General features: G+C 57.0%; 16 protein-coding genes and 1 pseudogene. 11 read left to right on the top strand and 6 right to left on the bottom strand.

Translation table 11 applies throughout. The features are described 5' to 3' along the window. Positions 1-3: 3 nt before the first annotated feature. Positions 4-537 (top strand): inorganic diphosphatase, encoded by a 534-nt coding sequence (locus ACEYDX_RS09200; RefSeq protein WP_373741722.1) that lies wholly within the window; start codon positions 4-6, stop codon positions 535-537. On the opposite strand, the gene ACEYDX_RS09195 is transcribed toward ACEYDX_RS09200, so the two are convergent. The 5 genes and pseudogenes from ACEYDX_RS09195 to ACEYDX_RS09175 all read right to left on the bottom strand — a co-directional run bounded on the left by ACEYDX_RS09195 (position 534) and on the right by ACEYDX_RS09175 (position 4,124). Beyond that, positions 534-791, bottom strand: coding sequence for a hypothetical protein (locus ACEYDX_RS09195; RefSeq protein ID WP_373741721.1), 258 nt, complete (start codon positions 789-791; stop codon positions 534-536). The two genes, ACEYDX_RS09200 and ACEYDX_RS09195, sit on opposite strands and share 4 nt — an antisense overlap. A 151-nt stretch (positions 792-942) precedes the next feature. Next, positions 943-1,293, bottom strand: a pseudogene (locus tag ACEYDX_RS09190) (prokaryotic membrane lipolipid attachment site family protein); the annotation flags it as partial. 926 nt (positions 1,294-2,219) lie between these two features. Then, positions 2,220-2,348: a hypothetical protein gene (locus ACEYDX_RS09185; RefSeq protein WP_373741720.1), complete on the bottom strand. Its 129-nt coding sequence runs from the start codon at positions 2,346-2,348 to the stop codon at positions 2,220-2,222. Between the two features lie 82 nt (positions 2,349-2,430). Then, on the bottom strand, positions 2,431-3,711 hold the full coding sequence (gene hemL / locus ACEYDX_RS09180; RefSeq protein ID WP_373741719.1) for a glutamate-1-semialdehyde 2,1-aminomutase: 1,281 nt from the start codon (positions 3,709-3,711) through the stop codon (positions 2,431-2,433). 131 nt (positions 3,712-3,842) lie between these two features. Further along, positions 3,843-4,124: a helix-turn-helix domain-containing protein gene (locus ACEYDX_RS09175; RefSeq protein ID WP_373741718.1), complete on the bottom strand. Its 282-nt coding sequence runs from the start codon at positions 4,122-4,124 to the stop codon at positions 3,843-3,845. A 515-nt stretch (positions 4,125-4,639) separates the two neighbouring features. Here ACEYDX_RS09175 and ACEYDX_RS09170 point away from each other — a divergent pair. The 9 genes from ACEYDX_RS09170 (at position 4,640) to ACEYDX_RS09130 (ending at position 13,588) form a co-directional block, all read left to right on the top strand. Then, positions 4,640-6,877: a GNAT family N-acetyltransferase gene (locus ACEYDX_RS09170; RefSeq protein WP_373741717.1), complete on the top strand. Its 2,238-nt coding sequence runs from the start codon at positions 4,640-4,642 to the stop codon at positions 6,875-6,877. Between the two features lie 59 nt (positions 6,878-6,936). Beyond that, positions 6,937-7,185, top strand: a complete 249-nt coding sequence (gene rpsP, locus ACEYDX_RS09165) for a 30S ribosomal protein S16 (protein WP_373741716.1) — start codon at positions 6,937-6,939, stop codon at positions 7,183-7,185. A gap of 7 nt (positions 7,186-7,192) precedes the next feature. Further along, positions 7,193-7,702, top strand: coding sequence for a ribosome maturation factor RimM (rimM, locus tag ACEYDX_RS09160; protein ID WP_373741715.1), 510 nt, complete (start codon positions 7,193-7,195; stop codon positions 7,700-7,702). Further along, positions 7,702-8,463 (top strand): tRNA (guanosine(37)-N1)-methyltransferase TrmD, encoded by a 762-nt coding sequence (gene trmD, locus ACEYDX_RS09155; protein WP_373741737.1) that lies wholly within the window; start codon positions 7,702-7,704, stop codon positions 8,461-8,463. The genes rimM and trmD overlap by 1 nt, the downstream gene beginning before the upstream one ends. Positions 8,464-8,479: 16 nt before the next feature. Continuing rightward, positions 8,480-8,845 carry a 50S ribosomal protein L19 gene (rplS, locus tag ACEYDX_RS09150; RefSeq protein ID WP_373741714.1) on the top strand — a complete coding sequence of 122 codons (366 nt, stop codon included), beginning with the start codon at positions 8,480-8,482 and terminating at the stop codon, positions 8,843-8,845. A gap of 501 nt (positions 8,846-9,346) precedes the next feature. Next, on the top strand, positions 9,347-10,363 hold the full coding sequence (locus tag ACEYDX_RS09145; RefSeq protein ID WP_373741736.1) for an ABC transporter substrate-binding protein: 1,017 nt from the start codon (positions 9,347-9,349) through the stop codon (positions 10,361-10,363). 432 nt (positions 10,364-10,795) lie between these two features. After that, on the top strand, positions 10,796-11,701 hold the full coding sequence (locus ACEYDX_RS09140; protein ID WP_373741713.1) for an ABC transporter permease: 906 nt from the start codon (positions 10,796-10,798) through the stop codon (positions 11,699-11,701). Continuing rightward, positions 11,698-12,492: an ABC transporter ATP-binding protein gene (locus tag ACEYDX_RS09135; RefSeq protein ID WP_373741712.1), complete on the top strand. Its 795-nt coding sequence runs from the start codon at positions 11,698-11,700 to the stop codon at positions 12,490-12,492. The genes ACEYDX_RS09140 and ACEYDX_RS09135 overlap by 4 nt, the downstream gene beginning before the upstream one ends. 331 nt (positions 12,493-12,823) lie before the next feature. Then, positions 12,824-13,588 carry a hypothetical protein gene (locus tag ACEYDX_RS09130; protein WP_373741711.1) on the top strand — a complete coding sequence of 255 codons (765 nt, stop codon included), beginning with the start codon at positions 12,824-12,826 and terminating at the stop codon, positions 13,586-13,588. 229 nt (positions 13,589-13,817) lie between these two features. Here the strand turns inward: ACEYDX_RS09130 and ACEYDX_RS09125 are convergent, their stop codons facing one another. Then, complete coding sequence (locus ACEYDX_RS09125) at positions 13,818-16,031, bottom strand: bifunctional (p)ppGpp synthetase/guanosine-3',5'-bis(diphosphate) 3'-pyrophosphohydrolase (protein ID WP_373741710.1); 2,214 nt, start codon at positions 16,029-16,031, stop codon at positions 13,818-13,820. Between the two features lie 167 nt (positions 16,032-16,198). On the opposite strand from ACEYDX_RS09125, the gene grxB reads away from it, so the two are divergent. Then, the gene (grxB, locus tag ACEYDX_RS09120; RefSeq protein WP_373741709.1) at positions 16,199-16,846 is read left to right on the top strand and encodes a glutaredoxin 2; all 648 of its coding nucleotides are present in this window, start codon (positions 16,199-16,201) and stop codon (positions 16,844-16,846) included. Positions 16,847-17,281: the final 435 nt, after the last annotated feature.

Below are 17,281 nucleotides of genomic sequence, written 5' to 3'. Positions count from 1 at the left end.
GAAATGGCAGACTTCAACAAAATCCTCACCCCGGGCGACATCGACGGCGGCATCATCAACGTCGTCAACGAAATCCCCTGCGGCAGCAACCACAAAATCGAGTGGGACAGAAAAATCGCCGCCTTCAAACTCGACCGCGTCGAACCGCAGATTTTCGCCAAACCCACCAACTACGGCTTCATCCCGCAAACCCTCGATGAAGACGGCGACGAACTCGACGCGCTCATCATCACCGAAACCCCGCTGCCCACCGGCATCTACATGGAAGCGAAAGTCATCGGCGTGATGAAATTCGTCGACGACGGCGAAGTGGACGACAAAATCGTCGTCGTGCCCGCCGACGACCGCAACAACGGCAATGCCTACAACACGCTGGCCGATCTGCCGCAGCAGCTTATCAAGCAAATCGAATTCCACTTCAACAACTACAAAGCCCTGAAAAAACCCGGCAGCACCGTGGTGCAGCACTGGGGCGACATTGAAGAAGCCAAGCAGGTGATTAAAGAATCCGTCGAACGCTGGAACAAACAGGCTTAACCGTTCCGCACTACCGGACACGCCAAGGCCGTCTGAAAACTTTTCAGACGGCCTTTCTGCTTTTGCTGCAACAACGCCCGCATGGGAATGGCCGACAGCCATCGCTTGACAGTTTGTCCGCCGTATCCCGGAAAACGCCAACCGTTTCGCCCCCAAAACGTAGGTACGGTTAGCCCGCCCAAGCGGGCGTAACCGTACACCATGCCGCCCGTATCACAAAAAGCCCCTGTACCGATTTCCACAGCCCGCGGCATGACACCGTTACATCCGCCCGAACGAACCGGCCGCACCATCATGCGGACCGGCAAATCAACACGGCATACGGTTACCCGCCGAACCGGCCGTACCGATACAGACAGGCCGTCTGAAAAACTGTTCAGACGGCCTGTTTGCGCTAAAAACGCTTTATTTCAGCGGCTTGAGCGCCATCACTTCCATCAGGAAATTGGTAAACGCGGGATTGGCGGGCTTGTCGTCCATCACTTCCCAACGTTGCTGCCAGCCTTTAAGGGCATGTTGGATTTGCTCTTTGCTCTCCTCCAGCGAAATTTCGTTGCGCTGGCTGTCCACGGCGGAGCGCAGGTACACTTCATACACATTGTCATCGACAACGTTGCTGCCGATTAAGCGCAGGCGGTATTGGTTGAGACGCTGCGCGGCCTGTACTTTGGTGATTTTCTTTTTGCCCACGTCGCGGCTCAGGCGTGTGGCTTCATTGCGGATTTTAGCGACATCGCCCCAATGGGTTGCGGCCAAACGGTAGCCTTTGGTGTATTGCGCGGGTTCGGCGGCAGACGGATTGGCGGGCGCGGCGGCAGTTTTGGCCGTGTCGGCAACTTCGGCTGCAGGTTTCGCGGCCGCAGGTGCGGATGCTTTTTTGGCAAACTCGGAAGCGGAGGGTTTGACCGCTGCGGATGCGGATGCCTTTTTAGCAGACTCGGAAGCGGCGGGTTTGACCGCTGTGGATGCCGGTTTGGCCGCATCGGCTTGGGCTTTTTCTGCTTTTGCCGCGCTTTCACGGGCTTTGGCTTCGGCGGCTTTTGCACGCGCTTCGGCTTTGGCGGCATCGGCTTTGGCTTTCGCCTCGGCACGCAGTTGGGCTTTGGTTTTGGGCTTCGCTTTGACGGCGGGCGCGGCGGCAGAAGCTGCGGATGCGGCTTTGTCCTGTTCCGCTTTCAAGGCATCCGCTTTCGCTTTGGCGGCTTCGGCCTTGGCTTTGGCATCCGCCGCTTTGGCCGCTTCGGCCTGCGCTCTGGCTTCGGCGGCCTTTGCACGCGCCTCGGCTCTGGCTGCGTCGGCTTTTATTTTGGCTTCCGCGCGCAGTTGGGCTTTGGTTTTCGGTTTCGCTTTGACGGCGGGAACGGCTGCGGGTTCGCTCGCCGCCGCATTCACAGGTTTGACTTCCTGTTCGCCTTTGATTTTTTTACTTTTGCCTTTGGCGGAAGCCGCTTGGGGTTTGGCTGCCGGAGCAGGCTGCGGTTTGGCTTCGGCTGCGGGCAGGTTTTTCGGCTTGACTTCGGTTTCCGCGCCGACGCTGCGCCAGAATTCTTTTTCAGACGGCGTATCGGGGGCAACGGCGGCCAGGGCAAAGCCTGCGCTTAAAAAGCCCAGTGTGCTGAATATGGTTTTTTTCATCATTGTTCTCATAGTTGTAGTGGTGTGTTGCAAATGTTCCGGCGGCATCATAAAGGAATCGGCATCATATTTGAATAAGGATAAGCCGCTGTTTTAATTGTTTTACGATGACATTCGGGCAGATTGCGGAAAATCGGCGTTCTGCCCGCGGCGGCCGTGTTGCGGCTTTTCTGCATCAGGGGTTTTCTTAACAGAGCAGGCCGTCTGAAAATGCGGTGTTTTTCAGACGGCCTGTGTTGCGGTTCGGCTTGCAATCCGTCAAATACCCGTTTTGAACACCTTCTCGGCTGCGGCCACGGTTTCGTCCACCAACTCGGGCGTATGCGCGGCCGACATAAAACAGGCTTCGTAGGCCGACGGGCCGAAGGCGACGCCGTTGTCGAGCATGCCGTGGAAGAAGCGCTTGAAGCCGTCCACGTTTGACGCGGCCATGTCGGCGTAGCTTTGCGGCAGGCCGTCTGAAAAATACAGGCCGAACATGCCGCCGACGAAATCCGCGCTGAACGTGATGCCCGCGTCTTTGGCGGCCGTCTGAAAACCGCTGACCAAACGCCGGGTGAGCGCGGCAAGGTTTTCGTAGAAACCCGGCCGCTGGATGATTTCCAGCGTTTTCAGGCCGGCGGCAACGGAGAGCGGGTTGCCCGACAATGTTCCGGCCTGATACACGCCGCCGAGCGGGGAAATGCAGCTCATGATTTCTTTTTTGCCGCCGAAGGCCGCCAGCGGCATACCGCCGCCGATCACCTTGCCCATGGTGGTCAGGTCGGGCGTGATGCCGTGCAGCGACTGCGCGCCGCCGAGCGCAACGCGGAAACCCGTCATCACTTCGTCGTAAATCAATACCGCGCCGTGTTTTTCGGTGAGCGTGCGCAGGGCTTGGACAAAGTTTTCAGACGGCCTGACCAAATTCATGTTGCCCGCGAACGGTTCCAAAATCACGCAGGCGATTTCGCCGCCGATTTGCGCGAAGGTTTCTTCCAGTTGCGCCACATTGTTGTATTCCAGCACCAGCGTGTGTTTGGTGAAATCGGCGGGCACGCCTGCTGAACTGGGGTTGCCGAAGGTGAGCAGGCCGCTGCCCGCTTTTACCAGCAGGCTGTCGGAATGGCCGTGGTAGCAGCCTTCGAATTTGACGATTTTGTCGCGGCCGGTGTAGCCGCGCGCCAGACGGATGGCGGTCATCGTGGCTTCCGTGCCCGAACTCACCAGCCGCAGCATTTCCACGCTGGGCACGAGTTTGGCGATTTCCTCGGCCAATACGGTTTCGGCTTCGGTGGGTGCGCCGAACGACAAGCCGCCCAAAGCCGCTTCGCGCACGGCTTCCACCACTTCGGGATGCGCGTGGCCGACGATGGCAGGCCCCCACGAGCCGACGTAATCGATGTAGCGCGTGCCGTTTTCGTCCCAAACATACGCGCCCTCGGCCTTTTTGATAAAGCGCGGCACGCCGCCGACGCTGCCGAATGCGCGCACGGGGGAGTTCACGCCGCCGGGAATGATGGCTTTGGCGCGGTTGAAGAGTTGTTCGTTGCGGTTCATGATTGGCTCCTTGGAAACGCCGTCTAAAAAGGCTCGGACGGCTTTCATTCTAACAGGTTTTCAGACGGCCTGATGCGGTGCGGCGGCGGAAACGGGGCGGGTACGGCAACAACTTTTTGCCGCCGGTCTGGCTAGGGGTTGCCCATCAGTTCCAACCGCGCCTGCGGCGGCAGCAGAAGCTGATACGGCTCGACACCCAAAGCCTGCGCCATTTTTTCGATGTTCGACAAGGCGATGTTCCAGCGTTTGCGCTCCACCGCCGAAACATAGGTGCGGTCAAGCCCGCAGCGGCGCGCCAGCTCTTCCTGCGACCAGCCCTGCCCCACGCGGAACAGGCGCATATTGTAGGCCAGCACGGCACGCAAATCGGTTTCGTCGGGCAGCTCCGTCGGCGCTTGCAGCTTGTTGCTCATGGTATTCTCCGTCGATGTGGATGTGCTGATTTTACTTCACATGGCGGGTTTGGAAAACAGGCCGCCGCATCTTGTGCAACCCGTTTGATTGGCCGAGGTTCGCGCGGTGTACCGGCGGTGCGGTACCGCACCATTTTTTATCCCGCACAGGCGTGCATCCGTTTAGTCGACGTTAAAAAAATCCGTCGGTTTATATGTTTGTGAAGATTGACCATGGATTCCCGCCTGCTCGGGAATGACGGCAGTTAGTACAGCGTCAGCAGCCAACCGGCCATGTTATTTCGGATGCCCGCCCGGGCGGAAATGACAACAGGAAACCCGCCATACTGTTTTCCGAATGAATCCGCAGCCGCGCCGACCGCATCAGGCCGTCTGAAAAATCAGGTATACCGCCGCCCATACCGAATGAAAGCGGCGTAAAATAACCGCATCACATTCAAAACAACCGCCGTTTTCAGACGGCCTGCACGGCATCATGCAGGCCGTCCGAACCACCGACATACGGAACACCAACCATGAACAGCCTGACCGAAGCCCTACGCACCCTGCCGCACATTATCGTTGCCGGTGCCAGCGAACGCCCGCACAGTTTGGGAGAACACGTCATGTCTGCCCTGCTGTCCGCGCCGTTTTCCGGCAGCATCACACCGGTCAACCCGCGCCGCAAAACCGTCGGCGGGCTGAAATCGTTTCCGAACATCGGCAAAACCGCCGAACCCGCCGCCGCTGCGCTGATTCTGACACCGCCCGAAACCCACGAAGCCCTGTACAAAGCCTGCCTGAAAAAACAGATACGGCACGCCGTCGTGATTCAAGACCGGCAAAACCTTTCCGAAGAACAATGCCAAACCGCCCGCCAAGCCGCACAGAAAGCCGTTCAGTCCGGTTTGTCGGTCATCTTTGCCAACCCTGCGAGCATACAGATTCCGTCGCTGCCGTTCCATACCGCAGCAGGCGCAATGCCCGCCGCAGGTTCGTTTGCCGTGGTCAGCGGCAGCGATGCGTCGCACCGAACCATCCTTTCCGCGCTCAAACAGGCCGACCAAGGCGTTTCAGACGGCCTGTGCCTGAACTACCGGCTTCATCCCGAAAACGGTGCGAAACTGTTGGACAAGCTCGCGGAAAACCCCGCCACCCAAGCCGCCGTCATCGAATTCAACCCCGACGACGATTTACGCAGCCTGTTCAGCGCCATCCGCCGCTTCACCCGCAGCAGAGCGCTGATACTCTACTGCACCCACGCCGCCGACCATACGGAACAGGCCGTCTTGCGCCGCCTAGGCCGCCGCTGCAACTTTTTGGCCGCATGCTCTCCCGAAGAACTCGCCGCCGCCGTACACGCCGCCGCATACCGCCCGTATGCCGTGCAGAAACTCCACCTGCTCGCCGATTCGTCCTGCGGCCATTTGGACGCCGCCGCAGCCGACGGCGGCGTCCGCCTGATCAGGCCGTCTGAAAACGAATCCGGCCAAACCGCATACATTCCGGCAGATTCCGCCGTCCACTGCCGCGGTCTGGCCGACAACCTGCTGCAAAACAGCAACACCGAAGCCGTTTTGGTTGCCATCTCCTCCGAATCGGAACGGGCAGCCGCAACCGTGCGCACCCTGTCGGTTCTGCAACGGCAGCACGGCAAACCGCTGGCCGTGTGCAGCGCGTTTTCAGACGGCCTGATGCAGTTTGCCCGCCCCGAACAGGCGCTCGCCGCGTTCAAAATGGGCAACATCCGCACCTGCAATCTCGAAGCGCGCCAGCAATACGCCAAACCGCTGCCGTCCCACCTGAAAACACCGCAACGCGAAACCGTACAGGCCGCATCGGAAAGCGGCGATTACGACAAACTCGCCAAAGCCCTGCATCTGCCCGAACACCAGTCCGAACCTGCGTTTTCCGCCGCCCGTCTGGAATACGTCCGGCATCCGCGCTACGGTTCCGTACTGCTGCTCCGGCAACACGGCCGAATCCATGCCCTGCTGCCGCCTTTTACCACCGCCGATGCGGAATTCCTGATACGGAAAACGGCAGTCAAACGCCATGCCAAAACCGTCCACCAACTGCTGCACACGCTCAACAGCCTGAACGGTTCCGACCTGCCGTTTTCCGTCCGTACCGACATCGGCAGCCACGGCATCAGCACAAACTTCATCCCCGAATCCAACGATGCAGCGCCCAATGTATTCGCCTCCTATCCCGACCATTTGGCACACGATTTTCCGCTGAAAAACGGCCAAACCCTGCACATCCGCCCGATGCGCCCCGAAGATGCTGAAGCCAAGCAGCAGTTCGTGCGAAACCTCAGCCCGCAGAGCCGTTACACCCGCTTCATGACTCAGACCAACGAACTGCCGCCCGCCACCCTCACCCGCCTGTCCGACACCGACTACCACAGCGAATGCGCGCTGGCCGCTTTCGATTCGGAAGGAAACATCGCCGGCGTCTGCCGTTTCAGCCGGATTTCCGATGCCGAATGCGAATTCTCCATATCGCTCGCAGAAAACGCACGCGGACAAGGTTTGGCCCCGCACCTGCTGTCCACCGTCATTCAGACGGCCTCCAAACAAGGCTACGCTTTCATGAGCGCGGAAATTCTGAAAAACAATACCGCCATGCTCAAACTTGCCGAAAAATCGGGTTTCAGCCTCCGCCCGTCCGGGTCTGACAACGATATTATCGAAGCCCGGCGCAGCATCGCCGCACCTCCCGTAGGACTGACCAACAGATTAAAGCAACAAATACTTGCACAAAAACCTTAAATTATCCTAAAATCAGCGGTTTTCTATACACCCGAATTTCTTCGCAAGGAACTTACAACATGGTAGTTATCCGTTTAGCCCGCGGCGGCTCAAAACACCGTCCGTTTTTCAACGTTGTCGTAACCGACAGCCGCAACCGCCGCGACGGCCGCTTCATCGAGCGCGTAGGCTTCTACAACCCCGTTGCCAACGAAAAACAGGAACGCGTGCGCCTGAACGCCGACCGCCTGAACCACTGGATTGCCCAAGGTGCCAAAGTAAGCGACGCAGTCGCCAAACTGGTCAAAGAACAGCAGGCTGCCGCCTAATCCCGTCATGACCGACACCCCGCAGCAGGTAGCCATGGGCTACATCAAAGGCGTATTCGGCATCAAAGGCTGGCTCAAAATCGCCGCAAACACCGAATACGCCGACAGTCTGCTTGATTATTCCGAGTGGCAGTTAGCTAAAAACGGCAGCCGCTTGAACGTTATACTCGAAGAAGGCAAGCTCGTTTCCGGCGAACTACAGGTCAAATTCAGAGGCATCGACGACCGTGATGCCGCATTTGCATTACGCGGCTACACCATCGAAATACCGCGCAGCGAGTTTGCCCCTGCCGAAGAAGACGAATACTATTGGGCGGACTTGGTCGGCATGAATGTTACCAATTCAGACGGCCTCCTGCTCGGCACCGTTAAAAACCTGATGGAAACCGGTGCACACGATGTATTGGTTATTGAAGGGAAATACGGCCAAAAACTGATTCCTTTCGTTTCACAATATATTCTCGAAGTCGACACCGGCAACCGCACCATTACCGCCGATTGGGGCTTGGATTACTGATGCTGATTCAGGCGATTACCCTGTTTCCCGAAATGTTCGACAGCATTACGCAATACGGCGTAACCGGACGGGCATTGAAGCAGGAGCTCTGGCAGTTCAACGCCGTCAATCCCCGCCGTTTCGCCGACAACAAACTCGGTTATATCGACGACCGACCGTTCGGCGGCGGTCCCGGAATGATTATGATGGCTCCGCCTCTGCAGGCAGCCATTAACGAAGCAAAACAGCAAAGCAGCTCTGCTGCAAAAGTTATTTATCTCAGCCCTCAAGGACAACCGCTGACACATCAAAAAGTGGTGGAATTGTCCCGACTGCCGCACATGATCTTGTTGTGCGGCCGTTATGAAGGCATAGATGAACGTCTTCTGCACAGTAGTGTAGATGAAGAAATCAGCATCGGCGACTTTGTCGTTTCCGGCGGCGAGCTCCCTGCCATGATGCTGATGGATGCCGTTTTAAGATTTATCCCCGGCGTATTGGGCGATATGGAGTCCGCGTTACAGGATTCGTTTTCATACGGCCTGTTGGACTGCCCCCATTACACCAAACCCATAGAATTCAACGGCATGGCTGTTCCAGATGTTTTACGTTCGGGCAACCATGGCTTGATAGCCGAGTGGCGGTTGAAACAATCGCTGCAACGCACTCTGACGCGCCGCCCCGATTTATTGGAAAAGCGCACGTTAATCCCAAAGGAATCCCGTCTCTTGGCCGAAATCTTAAAAGAAGCGGAACAAGAGCAACAGGAAATCCAATCATAATTTAGGAAAAAGCAAAATGAACCTGATTCAACAGTTAGAGCAGGAAGAAATCACCCGCCTGAACAAAACCATCCCCGAATTCGCTCCCGGCGATACCGTAGTAGTCTCCGTGCGCGTCGTTGAGGGCAACCGTAGCCGTTTGCAGGCTTATGAAGGCGTGGTCATTGCCCGACGCAACCGCGGCCTGAACAGCAACTTCATCGTCCGCAAAATTTCCAGCGGCGAAGGCGTGGAACGTACATTCCAACTGTACTCGCCCAACGTAGAAAAAATCGAAGTCAAACGCCGCGGCGATGTACGTCGTGCCAAGCTGTACTACCTGCGCGGCCTGACCGGTAAAGCGGCACGCATCAAAGAAAAACTGCCTGCCCGCAAAGGTTGATTTCCTTACAAAATCAAAAATACCCGTCGGTTTCGGCGGGTATTTTTCTTAGACTGTGTTTTATTGCATGGATGCTTTATTTTTTCGTCATCCCCGCCCACTTTTGATATTCACAGGTACTGGTTTGACACAAAGATACCGGATTCCAAACACGGATTCCCGCCTACACAGGAATAACGGAAATCGAAGAAGTCTGTTTTATCTGTATGCTGGCAAGCAATATCCACACACAGCCTTTTCTTACAACCCCGCGCATACCCAGATAAAAAACCATTTTTCCCCATAAAATCCAACATCAGCAACCATTATTCCCACTAAAATAGAAAAACCCGACAGAAAACGGCAAAAACTATCCATCAACCAGCATTTAAAATCACGGTGACTACATAACGTTTCAATTACAGCCATGCCCATCCGATGATTTTTTAAAAAAACTAAAATACCATTACGGAATTTTCCAACATAAGAAACCGTTCTATCCAAACAAAGGAATATATCATGATGCGCCAAACTGCCACACGATACACATTAAGCCTGACGGCCGCCCTGCTACTGGCCGCCTGCTCACCTTCCGAGCAAAAAGCCGCTTCATCTTCATCCGATGCAGCTCCTGCTGCTTCCGGCGGCAGCAAAAAGGTGGCGATTACCGCCATTGTGGAACATCCTTCGCTTGATTCCGTGCGTAAAGGCGTGATTGACGAATTGAAAGCCAAAGGTTACGAAGAAGGCAAAAACCTGACCGTCGATTTCCAAAGCGCACAGGGCAGCACGGCCAATGCGGCCCAGATTGCCAAAAAATTCGCAGGCGACAATCCCGATGTTGTGGTGGCAATTGCCACGCCGAGTGCGCAGGCAATGGTTTCGGCCAGCAAAACCATCCCCATCGTTTATTCTGCCGTTACCGACCCCGTTGCGGCAAAACTCGTTCCCGGTTGGGAAGCCTCCAAAACCAATGTAACCGGTGTTTCCGACGAACTGCCGCTTGATCCGCAAATCGAATTGATGAAAAAAATCGCGCCGTCGGTAAAAAATGTCGGCTATGTGTACAGCCCCGGGGAAGTCAATTCCACCACCGTACTGGAACAGCTTAAAGCCAAACTTTCCCCGCAGGGCATCAACGTTGTGGCCGCTCCCGCACAACGCTCTTCCGACGTGCTGACGGCCGCCCGCAGCCTCAACGGCAAAGTCGATTTGGTATACACATCGCTCGACAACAATGTCGTGGCTTCTTACGAATCGATGTACAAAGCCGCTGCGGAAATGAAAAAACCTCTGGTTGCCTCCAACACCGAATCCGTCAACCGCGGTGCCGTGGCTGCTTTAGGCGTGAATTATTACGATATGGGCAAGAAAACCGGCGGAGTGGTTGCCGAAATTCTCAACGGCAAAAAAGCCGGCGAGATTCCGTCGCAACGCATGGATACGCTTGACCTGATTTTGAGTAAGAAAAATGCCGCCGCCACAGGAACGGCATTTTCAGACGGCCTGTTAAAGCAGGCCAAACAGGTATTGGAATAATCCGTAGGGTTTCAGACGGCCTGAATGTTGCAGGCCGTCTGAAAACGGTATGGTTTCTATGGTTTCTGCGGAAGCAGCCGTATTATCTGTTTTTCAGCAAACCGCAAACCGTATTTTGGAAAATATCCGACAAACGCCTGCTCGACCGCCTGCCCTGCCCGTTCCGACTATTTTGGCAGAGACATCTGCCATCCGTATTTCCCACTCAGATACCCTATCGGACGGTACGCAGCGTTTGCCCGCCGTTATCCGGCTCCGTTCCGTATCTGCCGGATTACGCAACACCCTGTCTGCCGTTGTGTAAATAGCACGAAACAGCCGGAACCATAAAGCCCGCATCCTAACGATTCAATCAAGAACCGGTTTTCAGACGGCCTGTTAGCCGCAAGGCCGTCTGAAAACCCGCAAACCGATAAGAAAGTTTCTCTTTACATGAGCCTAATCGCTTTTTTCGGCGGCATCGAAGCCGGCCTGATTTACGCGCTGGTTGCGCTCGGCGTGCTGATTTCGTTCCGTATTCTCGATTTTCCCGATCTGACCGCCGACGGCAGTTTTCCGCTCGGAGCGGTGGTATTCGCCGTATGCATCGGCATGGGCATCAACCCTTGGCTGGCCTGTTTGGCCGGAGCCGCGGCCGGAGCCTGCGCGGGCATGGTTACCGCGTGGCTGCACGTTTCCTTCAAAATCCTGCCGCTTCTGGCCAGTATTCTCGTGATGGTGGCGCTCTACTCCGTCAACCTGCGCATCACCGGCGGCACACCCAACCTGCCGCTGATTGATGCGCCCAGCGTATTCTCGCCGTTTCTCGCCGCCAATTTCAGCAACCAATACTGGATACAGCCGCTCATCATCGTCTTGTTCGTGATTGCCGCCAAACTGCTGCTCGACTGGTTTTTCAACACCAAAACCGGTTTGGCGATGCGCGCCACCGGCATCAACGCCCGCATGGCCAAAGCGCAGGGCGTGGGCACGTCGAAAATGATCGTATTGGGCATGGCGATTTCCAACGCCCTGATTGCGCTGGGCGGTGCCCTGTTCGCCCAAACCACCGGCAGTGCCGACTTGGCCAGCGGCATCGGCACCATCGTCATCGGTTTGGCCGCCGTCATCATCGGCGAAAACCTGTTTTCGTCGAAACGCATCTTCGTCATCACCCTGGCCGCCATTCTCGGCGCACTGGTTTACCGCCTGCTGATTGCCTTTGCGCTGGGCAACGGCTTCCTGCAAAGCCTGGGCGTGCGCCCTACCGATTTGAATCTGATTACCGCCGTACTCGTCGTCATCGCCCTGCGCCTGCCCGCCGTTAAACGCCGTCTGAAAAGGAACTCAGCATCATGATGCGCGCCGACAACCTGAAAATAACCTTCAACGCAGGTACACCCATCGAAAACCCCGCCATGCGCGGCATGACGCTGCACATCAAAGACGGCGAATTCGTTACCGTCATCGGCAGCAACGGCGCGGGCAAGTCCACCTTTCTCAACGCCATCAGCGGCGATTTGGCGGTGGACAGCGGCAGCATCCACATCGACAGCCAAGACGTTACCCGACTTCCCGCACACAAACGCGCCCACCTTGTCGCCCGGGTATTCCAAGACCCGCTGGCAGGAACCTGCGAAGCATTGAGCATCGAAGAAAACATGGCGCTTGCCTATTCGCGCGGCCGCAAACGCGGCTTGGGTTTCGCACTCAACAAGCAAAACCGCGAGCTGTTCCGCGAAAAACTGTCGGTTTTGAAACTCGGCCTCGAAAACCGCCTGACCGACCGCATCGGCCTGCTTTCCGGCGGCCAACGCCAAGCCGTCAGCCTGCTGATGGCCAGTTTGCAGCCTTCGAAAATCCTGCTGCTCGACGAGCACACCGCCGCACTCGATCCCAAAACCGCCGCTTTCGTGCTCGAGCTGACCGACCAAATCGTCCGCGAAAACAAACTGACCGCGATGATGGTAACCCATTCCATGCGTCAGGCGCTCGACCACGGCAGCCGCACCGTGATGCTGCACCAAGGCCGCGTCGTGCTCGACGTGGAAGGCCAAAAACGCGCCGGGATGGACGTTCCCGACCTACTCGACCTGTTCGAGCAAACCCGCGGCGAAAAAGTATCGGACGATGCCCTGCTACTGGGCTAAACGGTTCCAACCGCCCGAAGCAAGGCATCAGGCCGTCTGAACTTAATTTTCAGACGGCCTGATGCCTTTCAACCTTCATGCAATGCAGCGGAACCGCTCCAAGGATAATGCGGCGGTTCTCCCGACAACCGCACCGCCCTGCCGTCAAACCGATCACGCACAGCCGTCTGAAACCGCCCACCGTCCATCACCATATTATCAGCCTATCGGTTATTACCATCCCGACTATAACTTTAAGGCCGTCTGAAACCGTCCTAAAATAAGAAAATTTCCCGTTTCCCTTGCGGCGCAAACCGTTTATTTTTATAAGCCGCCTTCCCGAAAGACAAATATGACCACGACACGACACGCCCTGATGCTTTCCTCCCTGCTGCTGGCCGCCTGTGCCCAAACCCCTTTTTCAGACGGCGGCGGTATCCAAAGTCCCGGCACCGAAGCCCTGCAAAACTACTACAAAAGCCCCAATCCCGACCGCGCCCTGTCCATGATACAGGGACTGATTGAAAACCGTACCTGGAGCAAACGCCCCGACATGCAGCGCAACCTGGCCATCTGGGCATCGCAGATTCTCAAACAGTCGCCCCAAGCCACAGACAAATGGTGCAACGCCGTCAAACGGTACGACATCACCACCCAACACCAAGCCGCCTATCTGTTCCATCTGGCCGGAACCCCCGAAAGCCGCAAATGTTTCCAAGAGCTGGACATCGACGACAACATCAAACAGGCCGCGCTTAACTCCGCCACACCCGACCTGCTGGCAACCGAAGGCCGCACCATCACCGACCTGAACGGCTACTGGGCCGTTTACTACGCCACCGGCAATCCGCAGGCCATCGAAAAAATGCTCTCCGTTATCCAAAACGGCATCCGCACCGGCACGGTCGAATCCGACAAAACCACCGCTGCCACCGTCCAATCGCTGCGGCAGAACATGCGCCGCGATCCGGTTATCAACGGAATCGTGCAGAACCACATCGGCAGACTGGGCGGTGCCGACCGCTCGGCCATGAACAGACTGCTACCGAACACTGGCGGCTTGAGAAACTCCCTGAAAGCCTCGGGCAGCGCACTGATGAAACGCCTGCCGTTTTAACCGCCCGCCTGTTTAGGCAGGCAACCGCCGAATACCGTAAGGCCGTCTGAATATTTCAGACGGCCTTTGTTTCAAACTTCCTATCCTTCCTTACCGGCAAGATTGTCTTTGCACGAAACGTTTTATGTCTCCCGCTGTTATCCTTCATCCGACAGCGTTCCGACCAAAACCAAGGCCGTCTGAAAAACATTTTTTCAGACGGCCTTATTTGTTACGGGTATTCCCGTCCCTACAACCTCGTTACGGCCATCACCCCTTTCACGTCGCCCAAACTCGCCAACACCCTCGGCAGGTCGCTGACTTGGCGCACTTCCAGCGTAAAGCGCATACTGGCTTCCAAATCGCGGCTTTGGGTTTGCACGGCGGTAACGTTGAGCTTGTGGCGGGCGAGCGCATCGGAAACGTCGCGCAGCAGCCCCGCACGGTCTTGGGCGCGGATTTCGATGTCCACGGCAAACATCTGGCCGTCTGAAACGCCCGCCCACGCGGCGGGCAGCACTTTGTCGGGCGACTGCTCCGCCAGATGCCGCAGCGACGGACAGCCGCTGCGGTGCACGGAAATGCCCCGCTCGCGGGTAACGAAGCCGACGATGTCGTCGGGCGGCGCGGGTTTGCAGCACTTGGCCAGCGTGGTCATCAGCCCGTCTTCGCCGTCGATTAACACGCCGGTTTTGCCGCCTTTTTGGATTTTCGACTGTTTGACGATGCTGGTTTCGCTGACCGGCTCGGGCGGGCGTTCGTCGAGCATACCGCAGGCTTTCTGGACGGCACGCGGCGACACTTCACCCTGTCCGACGGCGGTGTAGAGTTCGTCGGGATTTTTGAACCCGAGTTTTTCCGCCAAATCCTGCAAATTCGGTTTGTACGGCACTTTCATCAGCTGCTTTTCAAGCTGGGTGCGGCCGTTTTCGCGCACGGCATCGGCATTTTGGGCGCGGATGTAGGCGCGGATTTTGGCAATGGCCTTGCTTGATTTGACCCAGCCTTCGTACAGCCAGTTGACCGACGGGCTGCCTTCTTTGACGGTGATGATTTCGACGCGCTGGCCGTTTTCGAGCGGCGTGGACAGCGGCACAATCTGGCCGTCCACCTTTGCGCCGCGGCAGCGGTCGCCGATGCTGCTGTGCAGCGCGTAGGCAAAGTCGATGGGGGTTGCGCCCGCCGGCAGCGACAAGACCTTGCCGTGCGGCGTGAGCACATAAATCGTGTCGCTGAACAATTCGGTTCGGAAAGCCGCCGCCAAATCTTCGCGGCCGTGTTCGGCCATGTTTTCGCGCCAGTCGAGCAGTTGGCGCAGCCAGGCGATTTTCTGCTCGTAGGCACCATCGCCCTTGCCGCCCTCTTTATAACGCCAGTGGGCGGCCACGCCGAATTCGTTGAATTGGTGCATTTCAAACGTGCGTATCTGCACTTCCACCCCTTTGTCTTCGGGGCCGACAATCACCGTGTGCAGACTTTTGTAGCCGTTGCCTTTCGGATGGGAAATGTAGTCGTCGAACTCGCCGGGCACGGGCTGCCACAGGCTGTGCACGATACCCAGCGTGGTGTAGCATTCGGGCACGCTGTCCACGAGAATCCGCACGGCGCGGATGTCGTACAGCCCGTCGAAACCGAGCTTTTTCTTCACCATCTTTTTGTAGATGGAATAAATGTGTTTCGGCCGCCCCGCCACTTCGTAGCGGATGCCGTATTTGTCCATCTCGTGCCTCAGCGTATCGAGAAAACGGCTGATGTATTGCAGCCGTTCGGTACGCTTTTCATCGAGCAGGCGGGCGATTTCCTTATATTTTTCAGGCTCCTGATGACGGAAACCCAAATCTTCGAGCTGCCATTTGAGCTGCCAGACCCCGAGCCTGTTGGCCAAAGGCGCGAAAATATCCAGCGTTTCTTTCGCCAGCGCGCGTTTTTCCGGACTGTCCGGCAGAGAGCCGACGAACTGCATCGTGCGCGTGCGCATCGCCAGTTTGATCAACACCACGCGGATGTCGCCCACCATCGCCAGCAGCATCTTGCGCATCGTTTCGGCCTGCTGCGCGCGCTCTTCCGGCGTGGCCAAATTGTCCACCCGCGCAAAATGCGTGAGCTTCTGCACTTCGTCGATGCCCTTTACCAGCGTGCACACCGTAGCGTTGAGCTGCTCCGTAACGGCCTCCTGCCAGTTGTCGAGATAACTCGAAATATCGGCCAGCACGGCGGCGGCAACGGCATCGGGCAGCAAATCCATGTCCGCCACCATCTGCGCCGCGCCCAACAGGTGCAGCAGCAGCGGTTCGCCCTGCGGCGTACACGCACCGTCCGGATAATGCCGCTGCGCCATTTCCAGCGCACCGCGCAGCAGGCGCGCATCCGCCTCGGGCAGCTTGGCCGTATAGTCGTCGAACCAGATGCGGCAGGCATCGGGCGCGGGAGCGATACTGCTGGGGGTCGGGGGGGCATGATCCATAACGCGTTTCCGTATCGGGCTGAAAAACCGGTTCTATTGTAACAACGAACCGCGTTAAAATCACAGCGTTTCAGACGGCCTGAAGCCTAAGCGTTTGAAGTTGCGGCGCATACCGCAGGCCGTCTGAAAAATCCCCGCACCACCCCTTTTGCAACGGAAAGACCAGCATGAAACTCTACATCTACGACCACTGCCCATTTTGCGTGCGCGCCCGCATGATTTTCGGCCTGCACGGCATCCCGTTTGAAACCGTCGTCTTATCCAACGACGACGAAGAAACCCCCGTCCGCATGATTGGCGCGAAACAAGTGCCGATTCTCGAAAAAGACGACGGCAGCTTTATGGGCGAAAGCCTCGACATCGTGCGCCACATCGACGAAGCCGCCGGCAAAGGCCGTCTGAAAGAAGACATCCGCCCCGAAATACAGGCATGGCTCGACAAAGTGGACGACTACAGCAACAAACTCTCCCAACCCCGCTACATCCGCGCGGGCCTGCCCGAATTCGCCACGCCCGAAGCCGTTGCCTATTTCCAAACGAAAAAGGAAAAAACCATCGGCAGTTTCGCCAAAAACCTCGACCAAACCGCCCGACACCTCGACACCCTGCACCAAGATTTGGCCGTACTCGCCAAACTGACCCTGTCTTCAGACGGCCTGAACGGCGAAACCGGCATGGAAGACATCCTTGTTTTCCCCATCCTGCGCAACCTGACCATCATGCGCGGCATCGAATGGCCGTCTGAAATCCTATCCTACCTCGACACCATGAGCGCGAAAACGGGCGTGCCGCTGTATTTCGACAGAGCGATGTAAAGTCCCGCACCCCGGGTTACAGCAACAGGCCGTCTGAAAAATATTTTCAGACGGCCTGATACGGTTAACGGCTTTGCGTACGGTTACGCACCTTGCAGGTGCTAACCGTACCTACGACGTCACGCTGAAAACCGCAAAGACCGTAGGTACGGTTAGGCGGTACGCCGTAACCGTACGCAACGTCCAAGATACGCACACTTTTTTCAGACGGCCTGATCCGGTTAACGGCCCTGCGTACGGTTACGCACCTTGCAGGTGCTAACCATACCTGCGACGCCACGCTGCAAACCGCAAAATCCGTAGGTACGGTTAGGCTGTACGCCGTAACCGTACGCAACGTCTGGAACACGCACACTTTTTTCAGACGGCCTGATACGGTTAACGGCTTTGCGTACGGTTACGCACCTTGCAGGTGCTAACCATACCTACGACGCC

It is taken from the genome of Neisseria sp., from assembly GCF_041804105.1.
Lineage (GTDB): Bacteria > Pseudomonadota > Gammaproteobacteria > Burkholderiales > Neisseriaceae > Neisseria.
This window is presented reverse-complemented; position numbering and strand designations above follow the sequence as displayed.

Bases quoted from the DNA above. Each gene is read 5' to 3' on its own strand.
- trmD (WP_373741737.1), top strand. From the start codon at position 7,702: ATGCTGATTCAGGCGATTACCCTGTTTCCCGAAATGTTCGACAGCATT.
- hemL (WP_373741719.1), bottom strand. From the start codon at position 3,711: ATGAACCGCAACGAACAACTCTTCAACCGCGCCAAAGCCATCATTCCC.
- ACEYDX_RS09145 (WP_373741736.1), top strand. From the start codon at position 9,347: ATGCGCCAAACTGCCACACGATACACATTAAGCCTGACGGCCGCCCTG.
- rimM (WP_373741715.1), top strand. From the start codon at position 7,193: ATGACCGACACCCCGCAGCAGGTAGCCATGGGCTACATCAAAGGCGTA.
- ACEYDX_RS09135 (WP_373741712.1), top strand. From the start codon at position 11,698: ATGATGCGCGCCGACAACCTGAAAATAACCTTCAACGCAGGTACACCC.
- rplS (WP_373741714.1), top strand. From the start codon at position 8,480: ATGAACCTGATTCAACAGTTAGAGCAGGAAGAAATCACCCGCCTGAAC.
- grxB (WP_373741709.1), top strand. From the start codon at position 16,199: ATGAAACTCTACATCTACGACCACTGCCCATTTTGCGTGCGCGCCCGC.
- rpsP (WP_373741716.1), top strand. From the start codon at position 6,937: ATGGTAGTTATCCGTTTAGCCCGCGGCGGCTCAAAACACCGTCCGTTT.
- ACEYDX_RS09175 (WP_373741718.1), bottom strand. From the start codon at position 4,124: ATGAGCAACAAGCTGCAAGCGCCGACGGAGCTGCCCGACGAAACCGAT.
- ACEYDX_RS09140 (WP_373741713.1), top strand. From the start codon at position 10,796: ATGAGCCTAATCGCTTTTTTCGGCGGCATCGAAGCCGGCCTGATTTAC.
- ACEYDX_RS09130 (WP_373741711.1), top strand. From the start codon at position 12,824: ATGACCACGACACGACACGCCCTGATGCTTTCCTCCCTGCTGCTGGCC.
- ACEYDX_RS09195 (WP_373741721.1), bottom strand. From the start codon at position 791: ATGCCGCGGGCTGTGGAAATCGGTACAGGGGCTTTTTGTGATACGGGC.
- ACEYDX_RS09185 (WP_373741720.1), bottom strand. From the start codon at position 2,348: ATGCAGAAAAGCCGCAACACGGCCGCCGCGGGCAGAACGCCGATTTTC.
- ACEYDX_RS09200 (WP_373741722.1), top strand. From the start codon at position 4: ATGGCAGACTTCAACAAAATCCTCACCCCGGGCGACATCGACGGCGGC.
- ACEYDX_RS09170 (WP_373741717.1), top strand. From the start codon at position 4,640: ATGAACAGCCTGACCGAAGCCCTACGCACCCTGCCGCACATTATCGTT.
- ACEYDX_RS09125 (WP_373741710.1), bottom strand. From the start codon at position 16,031: ATGGATCATGCCCCCCCGACCCCCAGCAGTATCGCTCCCGCGCCCGAT.